Origin of the sequence: Robertmurraya korlensis NBRC 107688 (assembly GCF_001591645.1) — a bacterium.
Taxonomy (GTDB): Bacteria; Bacillota; Bacilli; order Bacillales; family Cytobacillaceae; genus Robertmurraya_A.
Genome location: NZ_BCVH01000001.1, coordinates 197,915 through 222,615 on the forward strand (window position 1 = coordinate 197,915; position 24,701 = coordinate 222,615).

At 38.1% G+C, this 24,701-nt stretch carries 29 protein-coding genes; 28 read left to right on the forward strand and 1 reads right to left on the reverse strand.

What is annotated here, in order from left to right:
* Positions 1–59: 59 nt before the first annotated feature.
* The 6 genes from BKO01S_RS00955 (at position 60) to fni (ending at position 4,726) form a co-directional block, all read left to right on the forward strand.
* Positions 60–722 carry a flagellar brake protein gene (locus tag BKO01S_RS00955; protein WP_066047548.1) on the forward strand — a complete coding sequence of 221 codons (663 nt, stop codon included), beginning with the start codon at positions 60–62 and terminating at the stop codon, positions 720–722.
* Between the two features lie 55 nt (positions 723–777).
* Complete coding sequence (locus BKO01S_RS00960; RefSeq protein ID WP_232311134.1) at positions 778–960, forward strand: YpfB family protein; 183 nt, start codon at positions 778–780, stop codon at positions 958–960.
* Between the two features lie 149 nt (positions 961–1,109).
* On the forward strand, positions 1,110–1,787 hold the full coding sequence (gene cmk / locus BKO01S_RS00965) for a (d)CMP kinase (protein WP_066047550.1): 678 nt from the start codon (positions 1,110–1,112) through the stop codon (positions 1,785–1,787).
* Positions 1,784–2,365: a lysophospholipid acyltransferase family protein gene (locus tag BKO01S_RS00970; RefSeq protein WP_066047552.1), complete on the forward strand. Its 582-nt coding sequence runs from the start codon at positions 1,784–1,786 to the stop codon at positions 2,363–2,365. Before cmk ends, BKO01S_RS00970 begins: the two co-directional genes overlap by 4 nt.
* A gap of 162 nt (positions 2,366–2,527) precedes the next feature.
* Entirely contained in the window at positions 2,528–3,664 is a 1,137-nt protein-coding gene (rpsA, locus tag BKO01S_RS00975; RefSeq protein ID WP_066047554.1) for a 30S ribosomal protein S1, read from the forward strand.
* Between the two features lie 12 nt (positions 3,665–3,676).
* On the forward strand, positions 3,677–4,726 hold the full coding sequence (gene fni, locus BKO01S_RS00980) for a type 2 isopentenyl-diphosphate Delta-isomerase (protein WP_066047556.1): 1,050 nt from the start codon (positions 3,677–3,679) through the stop codon (positions 4,724–4,726).
* A 29-nt stretch (positions 4,727–4,755) separates the two neighbouring features.
* On the opposite strand, the gene BKO01S_RS23745 is transcribed toward fni, so the two are convergent.
* Positions 4,756–4,899, reverse strand: coding sequence for a YpzI family protein (locus BKO01S_RS23745; RefSeq protein ID WP_084361897.1), 144 nt, complete (start codon positions 4,897–4,899; stop codon positions 4,756–4,758).
* A 105-nt stretch (positions 4,900–5,004) separates the two neighbouring features.
* On the opposite strand from BKO01S_RS23745, the gene BKO01S_RS00985 reads away from it, so the two are divergent.
* From BKO01S_RS00985 to aroA, 22 genes are all read left to right on the forward strand, one after another.
* Positions 5,005–5,613 (forward strand): YphA family membrane protein, encoded by a 609-nt coding sequence (locus BKO01S_RS00985; RefSeq protein ID WP_066047557.1) that lies wholly within the window; start codon positions 5,005–5,007, stop codon positions 5,611–5,613.
* Complete coding sequence (locus BKO01S_RS00990; protein ID WP_066047559.1) at positions 5,610–6,497, forward strand: YIEGIA family protein; 888 nt, start codon at positions 5,610–5,612, stop codon at positions 6,495–6,497. The genes BKO01S_RS00985 and BKO01S_RS00990 overlap by 4 nt, the downstream gene beginning before the upstream one ends.
* A gap of 2 nt (positions 6,498–6,499) precedes the next feature.
* Positions 6,500–6,685, forward strand: a complete 186-nt coding sequence (locus BKO01S_RS00995; protein ID WP_066047561.1) for a capping complex subunit for YIEGIA — start codon at positions 6,500–6,502, stop codon at positions 6,683–6,685.
* Between the two features lie 224 nt (positions 6,686–6,909).
* A complete protein-coding gene (gene der, locus BKO01S_RS01000) occupies positions 6,910–8,220 on the forward strand; it encodes a ribosome biogenesis GTPase Der (protein WP_066047563.1) in 1,311 nt (436 codons plus the stop codon).
* An 18-nt stretch (positions 8,221–8,238) separates the two neighbouring features.
* Positions 8,239–9,291, forward strand: a complete 1,053-nt coding sequence (locus BKO01S_RS01005; protein ID WP_066047565.1) for an NAD(P)H-dependent glycerol-3-phosphate dehydrogenase — start codon at positions 8,239–8,241, stop codon at positions 9,289–9,291.
* A gap of 228 nt (positions 9,292–9,519) precedes the next feature.
* Positions 9,520–9,720, forward strand: coding sequence for a DUF2768 domain-containing protein (locus BKO01S_RS01010; protein ID WP_066047567.1), 201 nt, complete (start codon positions 9,520–9,522; stop codon positions 9,718–9,720).
* A 38-nt stretch (positions 9,721–9,758) separates the two neighbouring features.
* Positions 9,759–10,466, forward strand: a complete 708-nt coding sequence (locus BKO01S_RS01015; RefSeq protein WP_066047570.1) for a YphF family lipoprotein — start codon at positions 9,759–9,761, stop codon at positions 10,464–10,466.
* Positions 10,467–10,657: 191 nt separating this feature from the next.
* Positions 10,658–12,136 carry a stage IV sporulation protein A gene (gene spoIVA, locus BKO01S_RS01020; protein ID WP_066047573.1) on the forward strand — a complete coding sequence of 493 codons (1,479 nt, stop codon included), beginning with the start codon at positions 10,658–10,660 and terminating at the stop codon, positions 12,134–12,136.
* Between the two features lie 592 nt (positions 12,137–12,728).
* Positions 12,729–13,001, forward strand: coding sequence for a non-specific DNA-binding protein Hbs (gene hbs / locus BKO01S_RS01025; RefSeq protein WP_066047575.1), 273 nt, complete (start codon positions 12,729–12,731; stop codon positions 12,999–13,001).
* Between the two features lie 204 nt (positions 13,002–13,205).
* The gene (gene folE / locus BKO01S_RS01030) at positions 13,206–13,772 is read left to right on the forward strand and encodes a GTP cyclohydrolase I FolE (protein WP_066047577.1); all 567 of its coding nucleotides are present in this window, start codon (positions 13,206–13,208) and stop codon (positions 13,770–13,772) included.
* Positions 13,773–13,834: 62 nt separating this feature from the next.
* Positions 13,835–14,074 (forward strand): trp RNA-binding attenuation protein MtrB, encoded by a 240-nt coding sequence (gene mtrB, locus BKO01S_RS01035; RefSeq protein ID WP_066047579.1) that lies wholly within the window; start codon positions 13,835–13,837, stop codon positions 14,072–14,074.
* A 142-nt stretch (positions 14,075–14,216) separates the two neighbouring features.
* Complete coding sequence (locus tag BKO01S_RS01040; protein WP_232311135.1) at positions 14,217–15,044, forward strand: heptaprenyl diphosphate synthase component 1; 828 nt, start codon at positions 14,217–14,219, stop codon at positions 15,042–15,044.
* A gap of 5 nt (positions 15,045–15,049) precedes the next feature.
* Positions 15,050–15,751, forward strand: coding sequence for a demethylmenaquinone methyltransferase (locus tag BKO01S_RS01045; RefSeq protein WP_066047581.1), 702 nt, complete (start codon positions 15,050–15,052; stop codon positions 15,749–15,751).
* A gap of 39 nt (positions 15,752–15,790) precedes the next feature.
* Entirely contained in the window at positions 15,791–16,753 is a 963-nt protein-coding gene (gene hepT, locus BKO01S_RS01050) for a heptaprenyl diphosphate synthase component II (protein ID WP_066047584.1), read from the forward strand.
* 92 nt (positions 16,754–16,845) lie between these two features.
* Positions 16,846–17,292 carry a nucleoside-diphosphate kinase gene (ndk, locus tag BKO01S_RS01055; RefSeq protein WP_066047587.1) on the forward strand — a complete coding sequence of 149 codons (447 nt, stop codon included), beginning with the start codon at positions 16,846–16,848 and terminating at the stop codon, positions 17,290–17,292.
* Positions 17,293–17,461: 169 nt separating this feature from the next.
* Positions 17,462–18,235: a CheR family methyltransferase gene (locus tag BKO01S_RS01060; protein WP_066047588.1), complete on the forward strand. Its 774-nt coding sequence runs from the start codon at positions 17,462–17,464 to the stop codon at positions 18,233–18,235.
* Between the two features lie 114 nt (positions 18,236–18,349).
* On the forward strand, positions 18,350–19,513 hold the full coding sequence (aroC, locus tag BKO01S_RS01065) for a chorismate synthase (protein WP_066047590.1): 1,164 nt from the start codon (positions 18,350–18,352) through the stop codon (positions 19,511–19,513).
* Positions 19,513–20,598: a 3-dehydroquinate synthase gene (gene aroB / locus BKO01S_RS01070; RefSeq protein WP_066047592.1), complete on the forward strand. Its 1,086-nt coding sequence runs from the start codon at positions 19,513–19,515 to the stop codon at positions 20,596–20,598. Before aroC ends, aroB begins: the two co-directional genes overlap by 1 nt.
* Complete coding sequence (gene aroH / locus BKO01S_RS01075) at positions 20,598–20,960, forward strand: chorismate mutase (RefSeq protein WP_066047595.1); 363 nt, start codon at positions 20,598–20,600, stop codon at positions 20,958–20,960. The genes aroB and aroH overlap by 1 nt, the downstream gene beginning before the upstream one ends.
* A 30-nt stretch (positions 20,961–20,990) precedes the next feature.
* Complete coding sequence (gene hisC / locus BKO01S_RS01080; protein ID WP_066049458.1) at positions 20,991–22,085, forward strand: histidinol-phosphate transaminase; 1,095 nt, start codon at positions 20,991–20,993, stop codon at positions 22,083–22,085.
* A 21-nt stretch (positions 22,086–22,106) separates the two neighbouring features.
* Positions 22,107–23,213, forward strand: coding sequence for a prephenate dehydrogenase (locus BKO01S_RS01085; RefSeq protein ID WP_066047598.1), 1,107 nt, complete (start codon positions 22,107–22,109; stop codon positions 23,211–23,213).
* Between the two features lie 103 nt (positions 23,214–23,316).
* Positions 23,317–24,603 (forward strand): 3-phosphoshikimate 1-carboxyvinyltransferase, encoded by a 1,287-nt coding sequence (aroA, locus tag BKO01S_RS01090; protein WP_066047599.1) that lies wholly within the window; start codon positions 23,317–23,319, stop codon positions 24,601–24,603.
* The last annotated feature ends 98 nt before the right edge of the window (positions 24,604–24,701 follow it).

The following is a 24,701-nucleotide window of genomic DNA, read 5'->3' on the forward strand; positions in this document are numbered from 1 at the left end:
GAATGATTATATTCATGTCATAATTTGTGGTGACAAGTTTTGACAGGATGTGTGAACTTATGTTGAAAATAGGTACTGTAGTTATACTCGAATTAAAGTATGGAGATAAATTAGATAAATTCAAGTGTAAGGTTGTAGAACAAAAAGCAAATCAAATCTATATTGATTACCCGATAAATATGGTAACTGAAAAGACAGTCTTTCTTATTGATGGGACACAGTTAAAGGGTTCATTTGTCTCTCAGGATAACAACTCTGTATTTTTATTTGAATCTGAGGTGTTAGGTAGAACAAAGCAAAATATACCCATGCTCATTTTATCGTATCCTGGTGATGAGCACTTAGTTAAAATACAAAGACGCCAATACGTTAGGGTTGAAACTACTTCAGACGTCGCAGTACATCCAATAAATTCGGAATTTAAGCCATTTACTACAGTTACCGATGATATAAGTGCAGGTGGTGCCGCAATACTCATTACTCAAAAACATGGAATCCTAGCTGGTCAAACCATTCAATTATGGATGGTACTCCCTATGCAAAGCGGCGAAATCCATTACTTAAAAGTGAAGAGTAAAGTAGTTAGACTAATTCCTTTAGATGATAGTCGAGTGAAGGCATCCTTACAATTTATTGATATGAGCCTACAGGACCGCCAACTTTTGCTTCGATTTAGCTTTGATCGGCAATTGCTTATGAAAAAGAAGGGTCTAGACTCCTGAATAAAAAAGCCATAAATTCCCTATAATAGTATTGATATTTTTGGGAGGAAGTGAAATGGTGAAGACGTTTGAGCGGATTATTCTAAAAATCATTGTCATTCAGTTTCTTTTCCTTATTGGCACACAGCTTTTCTTCCATCAATTAAGCATCTTTCCTGAGTTGAAAATCATTACAAAATATGAAGGTGTAAACAAAGATAATTTCGCAGACTTTCTTGAAACCTTTAATGGAAAATGAAAAAGCAGGGGCTCCTGCTTTTTTTGTTTTTTACAATATTATTAACTAGCAACGAACAAGTATATGCTAAAATATAAAAGGAATCAGTCATTTACGATTCAAATTGAACAAACTAACAATAACTAAAGTTCTAACAACTAGGAGGACATATGAGTAATATTTCTATCGCGATTGACGGTCCTGCTGCAGCAGGGAAAAGCACCGTTGCCAAAATAATAGCTGAAAAGCTCTCATATATTTATATTGATACGGGTGCAATGTACCGTGCAATTACATACAAAGCATTACAGGCTAATTGTGAGCTTACAAATGAAAATGCCCTTAATGAGATTTTAGCAAACACAAAAATTGATTTGTTACCGGGTGAAAAAGGACAACTTGTTTTCCTTGATGGAAAAGAAGTTACAAATGAGATTCGTTCTGCAGAAGTAACGAATCAAGTGTCAATTGTCGCAAAACACCGTTTAATAAGAGAAGAAATGGTGAAACGACAGCAGCAATTCGGGGCGAATGGTGGAGTAGTTATGGATGGTCGAGATATTGGCACACACGTCCTTCCCCACGCAGAAGTAAAGGTATTTCTACTAGCAAGCGTTCAAGAGAGAGCGGAAAGAAGATATCAAGAAAACCTTGAAAAAGGCTTTCCAGCAGACCTGGAAATGCTAAAAAAAGAGATTGCAGCTAGGGATAAATTAGATTCAGAACGTGAAGTAGCACCTCTTAGAAAAGCAGAGGATGCTATTGAGATAGATACGACTTCCTTATCAATTCACGACGTCGTTGAGAAAATCTTAGCATTAATTGAGGAAAGGATAGGATCATATTGACGATGTATACTTTTGCACGATCGGTTGTAAACATGATTTACAAACCGTTGTATCGTATAGAGACAATTGGCCAAGAAAATATTCCAAAAGAAGGATCTATTTTGCTTTGTTCCAATCATATATCAAATTTTGATCCAATTGTCGTAGGGATAACCACCCCCCGTCCCGTCCACTTTATGGCGAAAGAGGAGCTGTTTCAAGTCCCTTTATTCGGAAAGCTCGTCCCACATTTAAATGCTTTTCCTGTGAAAAGAGGAATGAGCGATCGTGAAGCACTTAGGAAGGGCCTAGCTATTTTAAAAGAAGATAGAGTTCTTGGTTTATTTCCTGAGGGTACTCGCAGTAAAACAGGGGAGCTGGGAGAAGGTTTAGCAGGTGCTGGCTTCTTTGCAACTAGATCACAGGCATTAATCGTCCCTTGTGCAGTTATAGGCCCATATAAAGCATTTAAAAAGCTAAAGGTGGTTTATGGTAAGCCTGTTGATTTTGCAGAATATCGAAAAAACAAGATATCGGCAGATGAGGCTACAAAAATTATAATGGAAGAAATAAGAAAACTAATTATTGCGAACAAATAAGGAAGTATCTCGCTTGACAAAAGAAGCCATTTATAAGAAGTTTAATTAAAGAGATTTTTTTGATTATTCTCTAAGTATGGCCAATGCCATTGTTTCAATTGTGATGAAATACATCACTTTTTATAAAAATGGGAGTAGTCAATGGATTAAGGAGGAGTACATATGTCTGAAGAAATGAATCAAGTGGAAGTTATGGATTTTCAAGTAGGTGACAAAGTAAGCGGACAAGTAACAAAGGTGGAGGAAAAGCAGGTTATTATCTCGATTTCAAACAGCAAGCTTGATGGGATTATTCCAATTAGTGAATTATCAAGTCTCCATATCGAAAAAGCTAGCGATGCAGTTAATGAAGGAGACCAGCTTGATTTAGAAGTGCTAAAGGTAGAAGAAGATGCATTGATCCTTTCTAAGCGTAAAGTAGATGCTGAAAATGCTTGGCAAGAGCTTGAGCAGAAGTACGAATCTGGTGAAGTCTTTGATGCTGAAATTAAAGATGTTGTAAAAGGCGGACTTGTAGTTGACCTAGGAGTAAGAGGTTTTGTACCGGCTTCACTTGTGGAAGCACACTTCGTTGAAGATTTCTCTGATTATAAGGGCAAAACAATGTCATTTAAAATTGTAGAATTGGATAAGGATAAAAATCGACTAATCCTTTCTCATCGTGCGGTTATTGAGCTTGAAAAGGGGAGACAAAAGAAAAATATCTTAGATTCATTATCCGCAGGTCAGGTCCTAACAGGTACAGTACAAAGAATTACTGATTTTGGTGCATTTGTAGACATTGGCGGAATTGATGGATTGGTGCATATTTCTCAGCTGTCTCATGAGCATGTTGCTAAGCCAACTGATGTTGTTCAAGAGGGACAACAGGTTCAAGTAAAAGTGCTTAGTGTGGATCGTGATAATGAGCGAATTTCTCTTTCCATAAAAGAAACTTTGCCTGGACCATGGGCTCAAATTGCTGAAAAAGCTGCTAAAGGCTCAATTTTAGAAGGGGTAGTAAAACGCCTAGTTTCTTATGGAGCTTTTGTTGAAGTGTTCCCAGGAGTAGAAGGGTTAGTTCATATTTCACAAATCTCACATAAGCATATTGCTACACCTCATGAGGTACTTAAGGAAAATGAAACGGTGAAGGTAAAGGTTCTTGATGTGAATGAACAAGAGCAAAGACTTTCATTAAGTTTGAAAGAACTAGCCGAAAAGGAAGAAGAAGTAAGTGATTACGAACTTCCGGAAGAATCAAAAGGCTTCCAATTAGGTGAAATGATTGGAGATCAACTGAAGAATTTAAAGAGATAATGGTGATGATGATTGACTAGATCAAAACGTAAATGGGACCATATACAATTTGCCCTTTCTACAGGGCAATCACGGGATACGGGTTTTGATGATATTACGTTTATTCACCAAAGCTTACCAGACCGCTCGACTGAGCAAGTAAGCCTTGATACAATGATTGGCGAACTTTCTTTAAGTTCGCCTCTTTTTATCAATGCCATGACTGGTGGCGGTGGAGAACGAACAGAACATATAAATAAACAACTCGCCATTGTTGCAAAGGAAACGAAAGTTGCAATGGCTGTAGGTTCACAAATGTCATCTATAAAAAACCCAAGTGAGATAAACACATACAAAGTTGTTAGAAGAGAAAACCCGGATGGATTAATTTTTGCCAATTTAGGTAGTGAGGCAACAGTGGAGCAGGCGCTTCAAGCGGTTGACATGCTAGAAGCCAATGCGCTACAAATCCATTTGAACACGATACAAGAACTAACCATGCCTGAGGGTGATCGAGATTTTACTAATGCCCTTTTACGGATTGAAGAAATGGTAAAAAAAATACCTGTTCCTGTTATTGTGAAAGAGGTGGGCTTTGGCGTAAGTCGTGAAACGGCAAAGAAGCTTACTCAAGTGGGGGTTTCTATTGTCGATGTTGGTGGGTTTGGTGGTACAAATTTCGCCAAAATTGAAAATGAACGACGAAACCGACTGCTGGCATTTTTTAATTCATGGGGAATCCCAACAGCAGTTTCGATTGCAGAAGTAAAATCTGCCTTTCCTGAGCTAACTGTATTAGGTTCAGGAGGAATTCAGTCTAGCTTAGATATTGTTAAAGCGTTATCTCTAGGTGCATCAGCTGCAGGATTAGCTGGGTATTTATTGAAAATTGTTTTATCTGAAGGAATCGAAGCTACTATTAAAGAAATAGAAGAAATGAAGTTAGAAATTGGGGTTATGATGACAGCCCTTGGAGCAAGAAATATGGAAGAACTTCAGATGGCGCCTTTGTTAATAGAAGGAAAAAGCCATCATTGGCTAAATGAGCGAGGAATCAACACAAAATTCTATAGTAACAGATAAAGCTCCCTTGGATAGGGGAGCTTTTTTCGTTAATATCTCTTATTATTATTCAGTTCTCTAGCCTCTTCAGGGCTGGATAATTTGGTTGCTCCTTTTTTCTCCAACTCTTGATCTCGATCGGACTCAACACGTCCACTTTCTTTTAATTTGCTTTGTTGACGATCCTTACCCATGCTCCCACCTCCTCCTAATTAAGATGAATCATTTTTGAAAGTTTATGCATCTTACGGTTAAAGTACATACTGGAAAGCCATAATGGAGATGATAGGAGGTGTGACATGGAAGGAATCATTTTTTATTGGACATTTTGGGCTTTATGGATTTGTACGACCTTTTTTATGAGTAAATCGAATCCGAAACGAGTGAAATACACTGTAATCATATTATTATCCATTATTTTGTCATCTCAATACATACACATACTCGGTCTTAAAATGTCCCTTGTTTCCATCTTTTTTTTGATCCTTTCTTATTATGAGGTTGGGAAAATGCAAGGGAAATCACGAGTGTACTTTCTAATAACATCGTTTATTCTTATGCTTGCCTATGGCAGTTTTCAATTATTTGAGCTTTTTGATCCAGTTTGGTTAATCCTGGATAGAAATTGGATGTTTGCTGTCGTCCTAACGTACATGATCATCATGATGCATAATGATGGGTTTAAACGAATGATTACCCTTATCTTTGGGAGCATTCAAGGAGAAATTGTCTATGCACTCGTGTTGGATAGATATTCTATAGAAATTCCAGTGGGATCACTCCAATTTTTAGATGTTATTTCTATATCAGTTTGTCTTATTTTGGCTTGGAGTGGTTTTGAAAAGATAACTAGCCTATTTGAAGGACATGTCCATCAACTTGAAAAGGGGAGAGGAAGACAATCGTGAGCGAGTATACTTATCCAATATTTTTTGGCGTAATTGTTGGAACAGCAACAAGAATTTATATGCTACGAACGGACTATCGACAGTATCCCACTTACCTACACGGTAAAATCATCCATGTGGCATTAGGATTTATTGCTGCAGGGCTCGGTACTGTTGCCATACCCTCAATTCTTGAGGAAGAATTCACTGCTATTACCTTTTTAACTTTAGCTGCTTCACAATTTAGAGATGTAAGGAATATGGAGAGAAACACATTAAATGAACTAGATAACTATGAATTGGTCCCACGAGGCAAAACATATATTGAGGGGATTGCGATTGCCTTTGAAAGTAGAAATTATTTAGTGATATTCACTTCCTTTTTATGTACTCTAGGATATCTCCTATTTAATATTTGGGGTGGGCTAATAGCAGCGGTTATTGCTATTTTTATTTCTACAAAGCTAATGTCTGGAGGTAGGCTTGGTGATATTGTAGAAGTAGAGTATTTTGAACCGCGCTTTGATGGACCAGGGTTGTATGTGGATAATATTTATATTATGAACATCGGACTAGCTGAGAGACAAAAAGAAGTTCTAAGGTATGGAATGGGGTTTATCCTTAAACCGAAAAATTTTGATTCAAGAGCAACTATTGCAAATCTTGGACAGCGCCAGGCCATCCTACACGACGTATCCAACGCTCTCGGTGTGTATAGGGACTCAGGTACACCAGCGCTCGTTCCCTTGGCAAAAAGGGATTTGGATGATGGACGAGTGGGGGTATTTATTCTTCCACAAGAGAATGATATCGAGAAGGCGATAAAAATAATTAAAAAAGTACCAACTTTAGAAAATGCCATCCGAATGCCAAAAGAGAGAGAGAAAAAACTAGAGGAGAGATAAAGATGGATATTGAAAAATTTATCTTAGCAGCAATTACTACCAATCCGAAAAAAGTACCATGTGGTGTGGCCGTTTTTCATTGTGATAATAAAGAAGAGATGGAAAAAATCACGACGAATTTAGAGGCTATTTTGGATGGAATTGCCCATTCCCTTACGGATGAATTATACGTTATTGTCAAACATTAAATGGTGTTCCTCTGATTTTGTTTGCTAGTACAAGACCACTTTGATAATATAATAAAGTTAGGCCCTTCATTTAGAAGGGTTTATTTACTACATGCTATTTTAGGCTATAGTAAAATGAGATGTTTTAAAATTCAACTGTTCTTGCACGGATACATACCCTTTGCTTATAGATTGTCTGAATGATTGTTGATATCTCTTTTATTATTTTTGAAAGGATGAAAAAAATGGTAAAACCTGTAATTGCGATTGTAGGTCGTCCGAATGTTGGAAAGTCTACAATCTTTAACAGAATAGTTGGTGAACGAATTTCGATTGTTGAAGATATACCTGGTGTTACACGAGATCGGATTTATAGTTCGGCTGAGTGGCTAAGTCATGATTTCAATATTATCGATACTGGTGGAATTGACCTTGGTGACGAACCATTTCTAGAACAAATTCGTCAACAAGCAGAAATTGCGATAAATGAAGCAGACGTAATTGTCTTCTTAACAAACGGTAGAGAGGGCGTTACCTCTGCAGATGAAGAAGTTGCAAAAATACTTTATCGCGCAAAAAAACCAGTTGTTCTTGCTGTAAATAAAATTGATAACCCAGAAATGAGAGATCTTATTTATGATTTTTATGCCTTAGGTTTTGGTGAACCTTTCCCAATCTCAGGCTCACATGGCCTCGGTCTTGGTGATTTATTAGACGCAGCAGCTAAGCATTTCCCTAGTAAGGATGAGCAAGATTATGATGACGACGTTATTAAGTTTTCACTAATTGGTCGACCAAATGTAGGGAAATCATCACTTGTCAATGCAATGCTTGGAGAAGAGCGAGTAATCGTAAGTGATATCGCTGGTACTACAAGAGATGCGATAGACTCCATGGTAACCGTTAATGGAGAACGCTATGTCATTATTGATACAGCAGGTATGAGAAAAAGAGGGAAAGTGTACGAAACGACAGAAAAGTATAGTGTGCTACGTGCGTTACGTGCGATTGAACGTTCTGACGTTGTCTTGGTCGTCATTAACGCAGAAGAAGGAATCATCGAACATGATAAAAAGATCGCCGGGTATGCTCATGAAGCAGGACGAGCTATCGTGATTGTCGTGAACAAATGGGATGCCGTTGAAAAAGATGAAAAGACGATGAAAGAATTCGAGGAAAAGATTCGTGCTCATTTCTTATTTCTAGACTATGCACCTATTGTGTTTCTTTCAGCTAAGACAAAAAAGAGAATCCATACATTGATTCCAATGATCGATAAAGCAAGTGAAAACCATTCAATGCGTGTGGATACAAGCGTGTTAAACGATATTATTATGGACGCTGTCGCAATGAACCCTACACCAACAGACAATGGAAAGCGTCTGAAAATTTATTATACCACTCAAGTTGCTGTGAAGCCGCCTACCTTTGTTGTATTTGTAAATGATCCTGAGCTCATGCACTTTTCATACCAGCGTTTTATTGAAAATCGTATTAGAGAGGCTTTCGGGTTTGAAGGGACTCCTATCAAAATCTTTTCTAGAGAAAGAAAATAAGTAAAAGGTTGTGATATTATGCAAATCCAAAAAGAAAGAATTGCAGTAATTGGAGCGGGAAGTTGGGGAACGGCCCTATCGATTGTTTTAGCTGACAACGAACATGAGGTACGATTATGGGGGCATAATCGTGACCAAATGGATGAGTTAAATACAACGCATACAAACAAAAAGTATTTACCGGAGATTATCCTTCCTGATACTATTGTTGGTTATCACTCTCTTGAAGAGGTATTAAAAGGGGTAAAGACCATTATTTTGGCTGTTCCAACTAAGGCTATTCGTGAAGTATTAAATAACATGATTCCATTCACTGAACATCAGCAAACGATTGTTCATGTGAGTAAAGGAATAGAACCAGACACACTTATGCGTATTTCAGAAATGATTGAAGACGAAATGCCAAACCATCTATTACAGGATGTGGTTGTATTATCTGGCCCTAGTCATGCTGAAGAGGTTAGTCTTCGCCAACCAACTACGGTTACTGTCTCATCAAAGAGCATGGAAGCAGCAGAACGTGTACAGGATCTATTTATTAACCAAAATTTCCGCGTTTACACAAATCCTGATATTATCGGGGTAGAGGTGGGAGGCGCATTAAAGAATATTATTGCGTTAGCTGCTGGTATTACCGATGGGTTAGGTTATGGTGATAATGCAAAGGCAGCCTTAATCACTAGAGGGCTTGCTGAAATTGCTCGTCTAGGTACGAAAATGGGTGCGAGTCCGCTCACATTTTCGGGTTTAACGGGAATTGGTGATCTAATTGTTACTTCTACCAGTGTTCACTCAAGGAACTGGAGAGCTGGGAACTTGCTCGGTAAAGGTCAAAATTTAGATGAAGTTTTGGAAAACATGGGAATGGTAGTAGAAGGTGTTCGCACGACGAAAGCTGCTTATCAATTAGCGGAAAAATACGGAGTAAAGATGCCGATTACAACCGCTTTATACAATGTTCTATTTAACCATGCAAAGCCGAAGGATGAAGTTGATTTGCTCATGACTCGTGTAAAGACTCATGAGATGGAAGATTTGGCAAATGTACTCGTTGAAAAGGGTTTGGAATAAAAAAAAATTTTCGAAAATGGGCCTTTCAATGATGCGTTTTCTCCATAATTTGCATACAATGCAACGAAGCAAACCTGGTGAAATGAACAGGGAGTATGTATATTTAGTCTAGCGAGCTAAAGTAAAGTGACGCCCCTCCTTTACTTTAGCTTTTTTTCGGCTAAAAAACGGGAGGCGTGAGTTAGGACAATTATGATATAATATTTTACGCAAAGGGAGGGAGTTCAAATGTCACCGTCACTTATGAAAATGTGGATCTCCTTGGCGGGGATGGGCTTTATGTTTATTTCTATTATATTTATTTACTTAAGCCGATTTAGGTTTTCGAACAAAGTGCTAAAAATTGTAACGGCAACTGTTGCCTATTTTTTAATGATTCTGTCTGGAATAATCATTTTTTTTGTCGTACTATCAGGACCAACAAGTTGAGTTTCGCGGAAAATACATAGGTTAAAAGGGTTGAATTTATGAAAAGCCAAGTATTATTGTTATTGTCCATCATTGTGCTGGTGTTGACAGGTTGCATGTATCCTCAGGAAGAGTTAGCTCAAAACCAAACACCTTATGAAGACCAGGTTCAGGTGGTTCAATCTGCGGTTAAGCAATTTCAAGAAGACAATGGTGGCATATTACCTATAAAGACAAAGGATATTGACACAGCTATTTATGAAAAGTATCCCATTGATTTTAACCGAATCAGTCCAAAGTATTTAGCTGAACCGCCAGGAAATGCTTATGAATCCGGAGGTGTTTTTCAATACGTACTAGTAGACGTTGAGGAAAACCCAACGGTGAAGATTTTTGATTTGCGAATAGCTGAAAAAATTAAAGATATTAATCTTTTAATTAGTCTACAAAAATACCCACCATACAAAGAGGAACTTACAAAAGGTGTTTACACAATGGATTTCAAAAAAATAGGATATGAGGATGAACCGTTCGTTGTTAGCCCTTATACCGGTCAAAACCTATCTTTTGTTATTACTGGTAGTGGGGAAGTATTTGTAGACTATAGAAGTGATCTATATCAAGCAATGAAAAATGGAAGTTGTAAGAAAGCAGCAGGAGAGGATATAAGGGATTGTTTATTGAAAGATTCGTTGTTTGTACCTGCCTTTTCACTACCATATACAATAGATGAAAAAACGAAAGAACCTATCTTTTTAGCTAAATAGTCATAACCCCCTTCCTATGGAAATACAATATAGGAGAGGGGTTTTTTTTATATTTGTATGGACTATAACAGTTAGGCAAAAAAAATTATAAAAAACTGTCATAACGTTGTAGGACAACGTCATACACATATATTGTCTATACATTAGGGTTATTTTATCCCACTATCTCATTGATTTCAGGAGGGGATCACTTGGAAAAGGTAGATATTTTTAAAGATATTGCCGAAAGAACTGGCGGCGATATATATTTAGGAGTCGTAGGAGCAGTTAGAACAGGAAAATCAACCTTTATTAAAAAGTTTATGGAGTTAGTTGTAATTCCAAACATGGCAAACGAGTCGGATCGAGCTCGCACCCAAGATGAATTGCCTCAAAGTGCTGCTGGAAAGACGATTATGACAACTGAACCAAAATTTGTTCCAAATCAGGCCGCAACCTTACATGTTGACGAAGGGTTGGATGTGAATATTCGCTTAGTTGACTGTGTTGGTTACACGGTCCCAGGCGCAAAGGGCTATGAGGATGAGAATGGACCAAGAATGATTAATACGCCTTGGTATGAGGAGCCTATCCCATTCCACGAAGCTGCTGAAATTGGAACACGGAAGGTTATTCAAGAGCATTCCACGATTGGTGTCGTAATTACGACGGATGGTACCATTGGAGAAATTCCACGCTCTGCATACTTAGAAGCTGAGGAAAGAGTAATCAATGAATTAAAAGAGGTTGGCAAACCGTTTATCATGGTTATTAACAGCGTACAACCTCACCATCCGAATACAGAAAAATTACGTACAGAGCTTTCTGAGAAATATGATATTCCAGTGCTGGCTATGAGTGTCGAAGGGATGCGCGAAGGTGACGTAATGAATGTTATGCGTGAAGCACTTTACGAATTCCCTGTGCTTGAAGTGAATGTAAACCTACCTAGCTGGGTCATGGTGCTTAGAGAGGATCACTGGCTAAGAGAAAGCTATCAAGAAGCTGTGAAAGACACTGTTAAGGATATTAAGAGATTAAGAGATGTCGATCGAGTTGTTAGCCAATTCAGTGATTATGAATTCATTGATCGTGCTGGGCTTGCTGGAATTGAAATGGGTCAAGGTGTAGCTGAAATTGATCTTTATGCTCCAGACGATCTATATGATGACATTCTAAAAGAAATTGTTGGTGTGGAAATTCGTGGAAAAGATCATTTATTAGAGCTGATGCAGGATTTTGCTTATGCAAAGCAAGAATATGACCAGATCTCTGATGCTCTTAAAATGGTTAAACAAACAGGATATGGTATTGCTGCACCATCGCTTGCTGATATGAGCTTAGATGAGCCTGAAATTATTCGCCAAGGTCCACGCTTTGGTGTACGCTTAAAAGCAGTTGCTCCATCCATCCATATGATTAAAGTGGATGTAGAATCCGAATTTGCTCCAATCATCGGTACTGAGAAGCAGAGTGAGGAATTGGTTCGATACTTAATGCAGGATTTTGAGGACGATCCACTTTCTATTTGGAACTCAGACATTTTTGGAAGAAGCCTGAGTTCAATCGTCCGCGAAGGAATTCAAGCAAAATTATCGTTAATGCCTGAAAATGCAAGATATAAATTAAAAGAAACACTAGAAAGAATCATTAACGAAGGTTCTGGTGGATTAATTGCAATAATCTTATAATGGAAGGACTCCTCATTAGGAGTCTTTTTTTTGTTTGATTGGACTATCCGAATCACGCCCTCATTCGGACACACCGAAGCGATTTTTTTGCTCAGAAGTCCGAATCGCTGCATTATTTGGACAATTCGGATATTTTATTTGCTTGAGTCTGTATCACTGTCTCATTCCGATAACCAGAAGCTTTATCCTACCTCTCCCTGACCAATCTAGAAATTGTTAGGCCGAGGACTCATTTATCGCCGACATATAGGAATTGTCTGGAGCAAAAATCAAAGAATTTAACGTGTTGGTCAATTTAATATGACAAAATTCATCAAAACTCCCGAAATTATACCATAAATTAGCGAAAATTCTTGATAACCCCAATTTATTATGATAATCTTTTAACAGAATTACTACGATATGCCGTCAAAGCCTTATAAATAAAGGTTTTTCTTAAAAAAAACGTTGAAAAATTAGTTTTCATGATTTAATATAAGGCATGTCAGAGAAAACAGCTTCAAAACGTATAGAATCGAGTAAATTTGTTTACTAATGAAGATATGAACGTTTTCACTAACTGAATATACCATTTTGGGAGGAGGTGAAAGGCATGAACAAGACAGAACTAATTAACGCAGTTGCTGAAGCGAGTGAACTTTCTAAAAAGGACGCTACTAAAGCAGTTGACGCAGTTTTCGATTCAATTCTTGAAGCACTTAAAAACGGTGATAAAGTACAATTAATCGGATTTGGGAACTTCGAAGTTCGTGAGCGTGCAGCTCGTAAAGGACGTAACCCACAAACTGGCGAAGAGATCGAAATCTCTGCTAGCAAGGTTCCTGCTTTCAAACCAGGAAAAGCACTTAAAGATGCAGTAAAGTAATTACATAAATCGATATATGTTTATGTTACAGAAAAGGATCTCGTTTATACGTGATCCTTTTTCTATTTTTTCAGCTTTTTTGTGGCACATTAAAAGAACCTTCTACTTTGCTAGAAAGAAATTGATTGTGCTAATATGTATAAGTATAGTTGGCATGATATGAAAAATAACAGAGGGAACTCATAGCAGTAGGAGGAATTTAGAATGTCAGAAGTTAATCGTACCCAAATTGAGGAAGCGGTGCGTCTTATATTAGAAGCCGTAGGTGAAGATCCAAATCGTGAAGGTGTATTAGATACCCCGAAACGAGTAGCGAAAATGTATGAGGAAGTTTTTGCTGGTTTGAATCAAGACCCTAGAGAATATTTTGAAACGATATTTAGTGAGGATCATGAGGAAATTGTTCTTGTAAAAGATATCCCGTTTTATTCCATGTGCGAACATCATCTTGTTCCTTTTTATGGTGTTGCCCATGTTGCATATATACCAAGGAACGGTCGTGTGACTGGCTTGAGTAAGCTTGCTCGTGCAGTTGAAGCGGTTGCTAAGCGACCTCAGTTGCAAGAAAGAATCACTTCAACGGTTGTTGATGCCATCATGGAGAAACTAGAACCTTATGGTGCAATGGTGGTTGTTGAAGCAGAGCATATGTGTATGACGATGCGTGGAGTGAAAAAACCTGGTGCTAAAACCGTCACACAAGCAGTTAGAGGTACACTTGCGGAAGATGCAACGGCAAGAGCTGAAGTACTATCCCTAATTAAATATTAAAGAATACTTGAGGGGGCTGATCGTGATTAGCCCTTTCAATTAAAATAAAGGGAGCGACAAAAATGGATCAGAAAAATTCATTAACTAGTGATTATATCGTTATTAAAGCAATAGAAGATGGTGTCAACGTAATCGGATTAACAAGAGGGACGGATACAAAATTTCATCACTCTGAGAAATTGGATAAAGGCGAAGTAATGATTGCTCAATTCACGGAACATACATCAGCCATTAAAATTAGAGGCAATGCAAAAATTATTACGTCTTACGGAGAAGTTGAGAGCGAAACAAAAGGGAAATAAATGCGAATCATGTTCATTTGTTTAGCTTTTGTGTTATAATTGTCTCTGCCTTTAATGAGTGTCAAATCGTACATACGCATAATCCCTCATGCAAATTTATGAGGTTCATCACAATACATATACAGAATTTGGGGATACAAGGGTGATAATTGTGGGAGACTTTCAAAGAAAAATAGCCGATGTGAAGGAAAGAATAGAGGAAAGGCTCCTTCACCCCTATATGTTCCAATATATTAATACACCAGTCCTAGACGAGGATAAGCTTTTGTTGCTTATTTCGATCTTGGATCAATGTAAACTATCTAATAAAGAATTGGAAAATTACTCAATAACCACTATGCTGCTTCAAGTAGCACTTGATACCCATGAACTGGTAACTAATACTAGTGTGAACAATGAGGTGTTAAAGCGTCGTCAATTAACGGTATTAGCTGGTGTTTATTATAGTGGATTATATTATAAACTGCTCGCGGAGTGTAGTGACGTACAAGCTATTCGAATGCTAGCAAAAGCAATAAAAACAATCAATGATAAAAAAATAATTGTTTATCAAAAAGATATTTCAGAAATTGATATACTGATGAACAATGTGAAAGTAATTGAATCATCTCTCATTAATCAATTCTCCGATTATTTTCAATTAGATGGTTGGCCTGCCATTGTTGAAAATTTTTTATTAATAAAGCGCCTTAGTAAAGAGAAAGAAAATTTTATACAAACTAAATCATCAATTGTATTTGACGCTCTTCAAACGCTTGTTTTTCCAAAGCATAGTGGTTCACTTAAAGAGCTGTCTCTAGAGCAACAAAACTATTTGATATTAATTTGTGACCGATATATAGAGTTTTCTAAACAATTGTTAGAAAAAGCGAAAAAAGGGCTTCCTCGAATAAATGAGCTGTTAGATTCTCGAATCACATCCATTATTAACTTAAAACCGATGGCAAAAACATTTGTGGAAGAAGGGTAATAATCATGCAACAGTCGAAAGAAGAACGGGTTCATAACGTTTTCGAAAAAATCTCTGATAACTACGATAAAATGAATTCGGTTATCAGCTTTAAACTCCATACAAAATGGAGAGAAGATACGATGAAAAAAATGAATGTACAAAAAGGGAAAAAGGCACTTGATGTTTGTTGCGGAACGGCTGATTGGACCATTGCGCTAGCGGAAGCTGTAGGATCTACTGGAGAAGTAGTTGGACTAGACTTTAGTCAAAACATGCTCAATGTGGGTAAACAAAAGGTTACTGAGGCCAAACTCGATCAAATAACCCTTATCCATGGGAATGCCATGGAACTTCCGTTTCCTGACCATTCATTCGACTATGTGACAATTGGATTTGGGCTAAGAAACGTACCTGATTATCTCCAAGTTTTAAAAGAGATGAATCGTGTATTAAAGCCTGGCGGAATTGCCGTATGTTTAGAAACATCGCAACCGACATTAGTAGGCTATCGTCAGCTATACTATTTCTATTTTCGATTTATTATGCCATTGTTTGGAAGGGTGTTTGCAAAAAGCTATAGTGAATATTCATGGTTACAAGAATCAGCTAGAGATTTTCCAGGTATAAAGGAACTCGCTCGATTATTTAAACAAGCTGGGTTTAAGGACGTCACTTATAAGCCTTACAGTGGTGGGGCAGCAGCTGTTCATATTGGTCAAAAATAAAATAATTTTCATGTACGGGTTAGGCTAGGTGATTCACGAATGAAGCTGAAAATGATGTATTCGTTTTTAAATGCAGATATTAACATAATTGAGAAAACTCTAGAAGATACGGTGGAGGCTGAGTCACCTCTTCTTCGTCAAGCATCTCTACACTTGTTGCAGGCAGGGGGGAAGAGAATTCGCCCTGTTTTTGTTTTGCTTTCAGGAAAGTTTGGCGATTATGATATACATATGATGAAGAACGTGGCCGTCGCGCTAGAACTTATTCATATGGCATCCCTTGTTCATGATGATGTCATTGACGACGCAGAACTAAGACGGGGACAGCCAACCATTAAGGCAAAATGGGATAATCGGATTGCAATGTATACGGGTGACTATATCTTTGCCAGATCGCTAGAATTAATGACAAATATAAAAAACCCATTAGCACACCAAATTCTCTCTGAAACAATTGTTGAGTTATGTGTTGGTGAAATTGAGCAAATTAAGTATAAATATGACTATGAACAAACGCTTCGTGATTATCTGCTTCGAATTAAACGAAAAACAGCTTTATTGATTGCAGCCAGCTGCCAATTGGGAGCTGTCGCAGCAAACGTAGACGAGGAGATCCATAAGAAGCTTTATCAGTTTGGATATTATGTTGGCATGAGCTTTCAAATAACAGATGATGTATTAGATTTTACAGGTACGGAAGAGCAATTAGGAAAGCCAGCTGGTGGTGACTTATTACAAGGAAATATTACGTTGCCAGTGTTATTTGCGATGAAGGATGAAGCTTTACGTAAGAAAATTACTGCTGTGCATGAACACACATCATCAATGGAAATTGAAGAGATTATCCTTGCAATTAAAAGGTCTAGTGCAATCAACCGGTCTCTTGCTATTAGTGATCGTTATTTGCAAAAAGCAATTGATGTCCTAAATGAGTTGCCGAATAACCGTGCCAGAAAGACGTTTAGAGATATAGCAGTGTATATAGGTAAGCGAAAATTTTAAATGTTGCGAAATCAGTTATAACTATGATACGATTTTTGTGGATTGACTATTGGCAATTCATTACATATGCGAATCAAAGAGGAGTGTAACTGATGGAGAAAACATTTTTGATGGTTAAACCAGATGGGGTCCAACGTAATTTGATTGGTGAAATAGTTGGACGTTTCGAGAAGAAGGGGTTTCAGTTAGTTGGAGCAAAGTTAATGCTGGTTTCTGATGAGTTAGCCAAACAGCATTATGGGGAACATAAGGAACGCCCTTTCTTCGGTGAGCTTGTAGATTTTATCAATTCAGGTCCTGTTTTTGCTATGGTTTGGGAAGGTGAAAATGTAATTGCTGCTGCACGTCAAATGATGGGAGCAACAAATCCAAAGGACTCTCAGCCTGGAACGATCCGTGGAGACTTTGCGGTAACTGTTGGGAAAAATATCATACACGGCTCAGATTCTCCTGAAAGTGCTGAAAGAGAAATCGCATTATTCTTTAAAGACGAGGAGCTTCTTACTTATAATAAGCTTTTAAACAATTGGTCATATTAATAGTAAAAGAGACTTGTTATTTTACAAGTCTCTTTTTTGTAACCGCATTCAGTTTATTGGAGTAAAAAATACCCAAGTCTTTTTTCTTATAAAATTTCTCCTTTTTTACTGATTTTCGCTATAATAAAACAAACAGAGAAGAAAGTTCTAGTTCAGGGGAGAAAATATAATGGGAAATGATTATGAACAATTTACAATAAGTATTAAGAAAAAAACAGGGATTGACTTGTCCTTATATAAAGAAGCCCAAATGAAAAGACGGTTGATTTCTCTCTATGAGAAAAAGGGGTATCGCTCTTTTCAAGACTTTTACACAGCAATTAGTCAGGACAAGCTGTTGTTAAACGAGTTTCTTGATCGTATGACCATTAATGTGTCAGAATTTTACCGAAATGGGAAACGGTGGGAAGTATTAGAAACGAAGATACTACCTAAACTACTAGAAAAGAATAAGCGTCTGAAAGTATGGAGTGCTGCCTGTTCTACAGGTGAGGAGCCATATACGATAGCGATGATTCTTTCAAACTTTATGCCACTATCGCAAATTCAAGTGTTAGCTACTGATATCGACGATCATGTAATTGAAAGAGCCAAGGTTGGGATGTATCCAGAACGTTCTTTAAATGAAGTGCCTCCAGAAATGAAAAAGAAATTTTTCACACAGGATGGAAGCTTTTTTAAGATTTCTGACGACATCAAAAAGACGGTAACATTCAAGAAACAGAATTTACTTGCTGATTCCTTTGGTGGACCCTTTGACTTGATTGTTTGTAGAAATGTTTTAATTTATTTTACTGAAGAAGCCAAAGATGTCTTATACTATAAATTCAGTGAGGCATTAAGACAGGATGGCATTTTCTTTGTCGGTAGTACAGAGCAAATCTTTAATCCATCTATATATAGTCTTGAAACGGAAGACACTTTCTTTTATCGTAAAAAATAGAAAGCCATGGATTTGGCTTTTTTTTTGTAAATTCACAAATTTCTGCTATGTTTATTAAAGGACATATGTTATATTGGGAAATAATCCTTTAATGAGTTGAAGGGGGAAAGAGAAATGAGATATTTAACAGCAGGAGAGTCACACGGTCCACAATTAACAACAATTATTGAAGGTTTACCAGCAGGAATGCCGCTTCTTGCAGAGGACATTGACAAAGAATTAGCTAGAAGGCAAAAAGGGCATGGTCGCGGTAGAAGAATGCAAATTGAAAAGGATACTGTACATATTACAAGCGGTGTCAGACATGGAGCAACTCTTGCATCACCGGTAGCGCTCGTTGTACAAAACGACGATTGGAAGCATTGGACAAAGATTATGGGTGCAGAACCAACAGATGATGAAGAAGTGAAGCGTGTAATCACTCGTCCGCGTCCAGGACATGCTGATTTAAATGGCGCACTTAAGTATGGGCATAGAGATATGCGAAATGTACTTGAACGATCCTCAGCTAGAGAAACAACAGTAAGAGTAGCAGCTGGAGCAGTTGCAAAAAAACTATTGTCTTGCTTAGGAATCAAAGTTGCCTCGCATGTGGTTGAAATTGGTGGGATTAAATCAGAGGTAAAGGCATACGACTCCATCGAGAGTTTGGCTGAGATCACTGAGAATTCACCGGTACGATGTCTCGATCCAGTTGCTGAAAAGAAAATGATGCAGGCGATCGATGATGCAAAAGCTAATGGTGATTCCATTGGTGGAATTGTGGAAGTTGTTGTTGAGGGAATGCCTCCGGGTGTTGGTAGCTACGTTCATTATGACAGAAAGCTCGATTCGAAGCTTGCGGCTGCTATTGTAAGTATTAATGCCTTTAAGGGTGTGGAGTTTGGAATCGGATTTGAAGCTGCTAGAAAGCCGGGTAGCGAGGTTCATGACGAGATTGAGTGGAGTGAGGGAGAAGGTTTCCATCGAAGCACAAATCGTCTAGGGGGTCTTGAAGGTGGAATGTCTACGGGAATGCCTATCATTATCCGTGGAGTGATGAAGCCTATTCCAACCCTTTATAAGCCATTACAAAGTGTTGATATTGATTCTAAAGAAGCTTTTACTGCTAGTATTGAAAGATCAGATAGCTGTGCAGTACCTGCAGCTGCTGTTGTTGCTGAAAATGCAATTGCATGGGAGCTTGCTGCAGCAATTACTGAACAATTCTACGCAGATCGCTTAGATACATTAATTAAATCAATTGAAGATCAACGAGCATATGCGAGGGAGTTTTAATGGAGACGATTCAAATCCATACCACTTCTAAGGAGTATCCTGTAATTTTGGGGGCTGAGGCAGTAACAGCCATAGCCCCTTTTTTAAAGGAAAATCTTTCGAACGTTACAAAGATCATGATTATAACTGACAGTAATGTTGGTGATAAGTATTTATATAAAGTGAAAGAACAATTAAGTGAATTCGAAGTTGTCTCACATATTGTTCCTAATGGTGAAAAAGCAAAAACTTTTGATGTCTTTTATGAATGTTTAACAGTTGCTTTACAGGAGAAACTCGACCGTAAATCATTGTTTATCGCACTTGGTGGTGGAGCGATTGGTGATTTATGTGGGTTTGTTGCTGCTTCTTTTATGAGAGGCGTTCCGTTTATTCAGTTGCCAACTACCATTTTGGCACACGATAGTGCAGTTGGTGGTAAGGTTGCTATCAATCATCCACTGGGTAAAAACATGATTGGGGCATTCTATCAACCTGAAGCTGTTATATACGATATAGATTTTCTACAAAGCCTTCCTGCGATGGAACGTCGTTCAGGTTTTGCAGAAGTGATGAAGCATGCACTAATTGATGATGTTCAATTTTATAAATGGTTGTTAGAAGATGTAACAGACCTTCAAACCATTACGACGGAGCAATTACAGGATTGTTTGTCAAAGGGAATAAAGGTAAAAGAATCTGTTGTGTCAAAGGATGAAAAAGAGCTTGGTATACGAGCATTTCTTAATTTTGGACATACACTTGGTCATGCTATCGAAGCGGAAGCTGGTTATGGATCCACTACACATGGCGAAGCGGTTGTAATTGGAATGGTATTTGCCTTACGGCTGAGTAAAAAACTATTACATTTGCCATTTGATCTTCAGGAGTTTGTTGATTGGTTACATACTCTTGGTTACTCAACAAGAGTCCCAGCTTCACTAAGTGAAGGCAAGCTGATTGACCGAATGAAGCAAGATAAGAAAACCATTGGGCAAGTTATACAATTTGTTCTATTAGAGGAAGTTGGGAAACCAGCCCTTTATAAAATTGACGAACATGTCCTTTTAGAAGAACTTAGACAATATATGAAGGAGGAGAGTTGATGATTAGAGGAGTTAGAGGTGCTATTTCTATCCAAGAAAATAAAGAGGAAGAAATTATAGCATCCACCAAGAGATTACTCGAAGAAATGATTCAAGCTAATTGTATCTCTCCAGAGTCAGTTGCATCCGTATTTATTTCTGTCACAGATGATGTTACGGCTACATTTCCCGCTAAAGCTATGCGTCTATTAGAAGGTTGGACATTTGTGCCTGTGATGTGTATGAAGGAAATCTCTGTTCCAACTGGGATTAAATTATGTATCAGGGTTATGATGCATGTAAATACAGAGGCAGCACAAGCTGACATTGAGCATATTTATTTGGAGGAAGCAGTTCGTTTACGACCAGACTTAAAGAAATAGGACTCTATTATACGTAAGAGGTGATGGATGATGAGATGGAAAGATCAAATAAAGTCATTAACCCCTTATCAGCCGGGGAAATCAAAAGATGAAGTTAAGAGGCAATATGGGTTGGATGAAATCATTAAACTAGCTTCTAATGAGAATCCTTTTGGTTGTTCAAAAAAAGTGAGTGAAGTGTTATCTAAAGAGGCAGGCTACTTTGCTCTATATCCAGATGGTTATGCCACAAACTTACGCAATGTATTAGCTGCACATGTAGGGGTAACTAAAGAACAATTAATATTTGGTAACGGTTCAGATGAATTGATTTTAGTTATTGCTCGTGCTCTTCTTCAACCGGGTTATAATACCGTAATGGCTACCCCAACTTTCCCACAGTATAAGCACAATGCCATTATTGAGGGTGCAGAAATTCGTGAGATTCCATTAGTAGATGGTCATCATGACCTTGATCAGATGCTTGAGGCTATTGATGAGAAGACAAATGTTGTTTGGGTGTGCAGTCCGAATAATCCAACAGGTACATATGTTCCGAAAGAAAAGTTGGAAAGTTTTCTTGCTAGAGTTCCAAAAGAAACGCTCGTTGTACTAGACGAAGCTTACTATGAGTATGTGGTAGCGGAGGATTACTATAATTCTGTGGAACTGGTTAAGCAGTATTCAAATTTGATTGTTCTTAGAACATTCTCAAAAATTTATGGGTTAGCAAGCTTACGCGTGGGATATGGATTTAGTTCCAAAGAAATTATTCAAGCGCTTGAGCCAGTGAGAGAGCCATTTAATGTGAATAGCTTTGCGCAATTAGCGGCTATTGAAGCATTAGGTGACCAAGAGTATGTGGAAAGCTGTCGTACGTTAAACCATCAAGGACTAGAACAGTTCTACAAGTTTTGTGAGGAGCACAATCTTTCTTATATGCCTTCTCAAGGGAATTTTATCTTAATAGATTTTAAGACTGATGGGAATGAAGTATTCCAGTTCTTATTAGAGAGAGGTTATATCGTTCGATCAGGAAATGCTCTTGGATTTCCGACATCAGTAAGAGTAACTGTTGGATCGAAGGAACAAAATGAGGGCATTATCGAAAAAATGTCAGAATACATGAAAGTGAAAGCACATTAAGTAACTTTAGGCGGTGATTTCTTGAACGGGCGTGTGCTAGTCATTGGACTAGGGCTAATTGGGGGGTCATTAGCTCTTTGCATTAAGAAAAGACACCCAGAAGCAACGATTATTGGCCTTGATATCAACTTGGAGCAATGCCGTCTAGGAAAAATGCTTGGCGTAATAGACGAAATTTGTGTCAATCTTGAAGAAGAAGCTGTGAAAGCAGATTTAATTCTTATATCAACGCCTGTTATAGAGACAGAAAAAATGATCGAGAAGCTGTGTGAGCTTCCGCTTAAGGAAAATGTGATCATAAGTGATGCGGGGAGTACAAAAGAAGCAATCGTTTTAAAGGCGCGCTGCTTAAAAGAAAAAAACATCACGTTTATTGGTGGGCATCCGATGGCTGGATCACACAAAAGTGGAGTCGCAGCAGCCAAGGAAATACTTTTTGAAAATGCCTTTTACTTATTTACACCCGAGCCACATATTTCACAAAATAAGGTAGAGGTACTAAAGGGTTGGCTTGAAGGAACCAGGGCGAAATTTATCACTATTTCACCTGAAGAACATGATTACTTAACGGGTGTCATTAGCCATTTTCCACATGTTATTGCGGCCTCTCTCGTACATCAAGCTGAACAAACAAGTCGAGACCATCAGCTTATCACAAGGTTGGCTGCTGGTGGATTTAGAGATATTACTAGAATTGCCTCTAGTAGTCCAACTATGTGGAAGGATATTTCCCTTCATAACAGGAAAGTACTTCTCTCTTTGTTAGATCGTTGGAAGGATGAAATGGATAAATTCTCGAAAATATTATCAGATAACAATGAAGAACAGTTATTTGAGTATTTTGCTGAAGCCAAAAACTTTCGGGATGATCTACCCGCTAAGGAAAAGGGGGCCATTCCTGCCTTTTATGATTTATTTGTTGATGTTCCAGATTACCCTGGTGTAATTTCGGAGATTACAGGATATTTAGCAAAGGAGCGTATTTCAATTACGAATATACGCATTTTAGAAACTAGAGAAGATATAAACGGTGTACTTGTCATCAGTTTTCAAACGGAAGCCGATATGGCTAAGGCAGAGGAATGTATACAACGTTATACAAATTACGGTACCTCTACTGGTCTATAGGTTTGGTTAAAAGATAAGAAGTATTATTTATTGAACTTTGAACAGTGTCTAGCTCCAGCGCCATCAGGGTGCTTACGCTTTTCTATTTGAAAGGAAGGTTACAATGACAACAGTGTTAACGTCACAAGTAAAGAGACTTGTAGGGGAAATCTCCATACCAGGAGATAAGTCTATTTCCCATCGTTCCGTTATGTTTGGGGCCATTTCTCATGGAACGACAACGGTGTCCAATTTTTTAACGGGTGAAGACTGTCTTAGTACGATCGCTTGTTTTCGAAAATTAGGTGTAACCATTCACCAGCATGAGGACACTGTTGAAATCGTTGGAAAGGGCTTTGAAGGCCTTATAGAACCTACTGAACGATTGGATGTTGGAAATTCCGGGACAACCATTCGACTAATGCTAGGTATTCTATCAGGAAGGCCTTTTTACGCAGCATTGGAAGGTGATTCATCGATTGCAAAACGTCCTATGACAAGAGTGACCAATCCACTTCGTCAAATGGGTGCCCGTATTGACGGAAGAGAAGACGGGAAGTTCACTCCCCTGTCTATTAGAGGTGGGAATTTAGAAGGATTTACTTACGAGCTTCCGATGGCAAGTGCCCAAGTTAAATCAGCAATCATACTAGCAGGCCTACAATCAAATGGAACGACAACGGTCATTGAGCCGTCGAAAACAAGAGATCATACCGAGAGAATGATTCGTCAATTTGGTGGGGAAGTGTCTGTGGATGGTCTAAAGGTTTCTGTAACTGGTGGACAAACACTACAGGCAACGCATGTTCATGTTCCAGGTGATATCTCTTCAGCTGCCTTCTTTTTAGTAGCTGGTGCGATTGTACCTAATAGTGAAGTGATACTTCGGAACGTGGGTATAAACCCTTCTAGAACAGGTATTATTGATGTAATGCTTCAAATGGGGGCCACCCTTCATATATCGGACGAAGGCAAGGATGCTGCAGAACCAGTAGCAGACTTAACCATTGCAACCTCTAGTCTAAAGGGGATAACGATAGAGGGAGATATGATCCCACGATTAATCGACGAAATTCCTATTATTGCCTTATTAGCTACACAGGCTAGTGGAACAACGGTTATTAAGGATGCAGAGGAGTTAAAGGTCAAGGAAACGAACCGAATTGATACAGTCGTAAATGAATTGAAGAAGTTAGGGGCTTCGATTGAAGCAACGGATGACGGAATGATTATTCACGGTGGAAGCCAACTTCATGGAGGCCAAGTAAATAGTCATGGAGACCATAGAATCGGAATGATGCTTGCCATTGCAAGTTTAATTAGTAGCGGAGAAGTAACTTTAGAAAATGAAGAGGCAATTTCTGTTTCTTACCCTATGTTCTTCTCACACTTAAACAAATTAATTGATTAATAAATGTAGCTGGCACGTATGTTATACGTGCCAGTTTTATATTTCTATAAATATGTATGAATGTCCACTTTCTATCATAGTTTGTCATAAGACCCTAA

Excerpts from the sequence above, each read along its gene's own strand:
- BKO01S_RS00955 (WP_066047548.1), top strand. The coding sequence starts at position 60 with ATGTTGAAAATAGGTACTGTAGTTATACTCGAATTAAAGTATGGAGAT.
- BKO01S_RS00960 (WP_232311134.1), top strand. The coding sequence starts at position 778 with ATGGTGAAGACGTTTGAGCGGATTATTCTAAAAATCATTGTCATTCAG.
- cmk (WP_066047550.1), top strand. The coding sequence starts at position 1,110 with ATGAGTAATATTTCTATCGCGATTGACGGTCCTGCTGCAGCAGGGAAA.
- rpsA (WP_066047554.1), top strand. The coding sequence starts at position 2,528 with ATGTCTGAAGAAATGAATCAAGTGGAAGTTATGGATTTTCAAGTAGGT.
- BKO01S_RS23745 (WP_084361897.1), bottom strand. The coding sequence starts at position 4,899 with ATGGGTAAGGATCGTCAACAAAGCAAATTAAAAGAAAGTGGACGTGTT.
- BKO01S_RS00985 (WP_066047557.1), top strand. The coding sequence starts at position 5,005 with ATGGAAGGAATCATTTTTTATTGGACATTTTGGGCTTTATGGATTTGT.
- BKO01S_RS00995 (WP_066047561.1), top strand. The coding sequence starts at position 6,500 with ATGGATATTGAAAAATTTATCTTAGCAGCAATTACTACCAATCCGAAA.
- der (WP_066047563.1), top strand. The coding sequence starts at position 6,910 with ATGGTAAAACCTGTAATTGCGATTGTAGGTCGTCCGAATGTTGGAAAG.
- BKO01S_RS01005 (WP_066047565.1), top strand. The coding sequence starts at position 8,239 with ATGCAAATCCAAAAAGAAAGAATTGCAGTAATTGGAGCGGGAAGTTGG.
- BKO01S_RS01010 (WP_066047567.1), top strand. The coding sequence starts at position 9,520 with ATGTCACCGTCACTTATGAAAATGTGGATCTCCTTGGCGGGGATGGGC.
- BKO01S_RS01015 (WP_066047570.1), top strand. The coding sequence starts at position 9,759 with ATGAAAAGCCAAGTATTATTGTTATTGTCCATCATTGTGCTGGTGTTG.
- hbs (WP_066047575.1), top strand. The coding sequence starts at position 12,729 with ATGAACAAGACAGAACTAATTAACGCAGTTGCTGAAGCGAGTGAACTT.
- folE (WP_066047577.1), top strand. The coding sequence starts at position 13,206 with ATGTCAGAAGTTAATCGTACCCAAATTGAGGAAGCGGTGCGTCTTATA.
- mtrB (WP_066047579.1), top strand. The coding sequence starts at position 13,835 with ATGGATCAGAAAAATTCATTAACTAGTGATTATATCGTTATTAAAGCA.
- BKO01S_RS01045 (WP_066047581.1), top strand. The coding sequence starts at position 15,050 with ATGCAACAGTCGAAAGAAGAACGGGTTCATAACGTTTTCGAAAAAATC.
- hepT (WP_066047584.1), top strand. The coding sequence starts at position 15,791 with ATGAAGCTGAAAATGATGTATTCGTTTTTAAATGCAGATATTAACATA.
- ndk (WP_066047587.1), top strand. The coding sequence starts at position 16,846 with ATGGAGAAAACATTTTTGATGGTTAAACCAGATGGGGTCCAACGTAAT.
- BKO01S_RS01060 (WP_066047588.1), top strand. The coding sequence starts at position 17,462 with ATGGGAAATGATTATGAACAATTTACAATAAGTATTAAGAAAAAAACA.
- aroC (WP_066047590.1), top strand. The coding sequence starts at position 18,350 with ATGAGATATTTAACAGCAGGAGAGTCACACGGTCCACAATTAACAACA.
- aroB (WP_066047592.1), top strand. The coding sequence starts at position 19,513 with ATGGAGACGATTCAAATCCATACCACTTCTAAGGAGTATCCTGTAATT.
- aroH (WP_066047595.1), top strand. The coding sequence starts at position 20,598 with ATGATTAGAGGAGTTAGAGGTGCTATTTCTATCCAAGAAAATAAAGAG.
- hisC (WP_066049458.1), top strand. The coding sequence starts at position 20,991 with ATGAGATGGAAAGATCAAATAAAGTCATTAACCCCTTATCAGCCGGGG.
- aroA (WP_066047599.1), top strand. The coding sequence starts at position 23,317 with ATGACAACAGTGTTAACGTCACAAGTAAAGAGACTTGTAGGGGAAATC.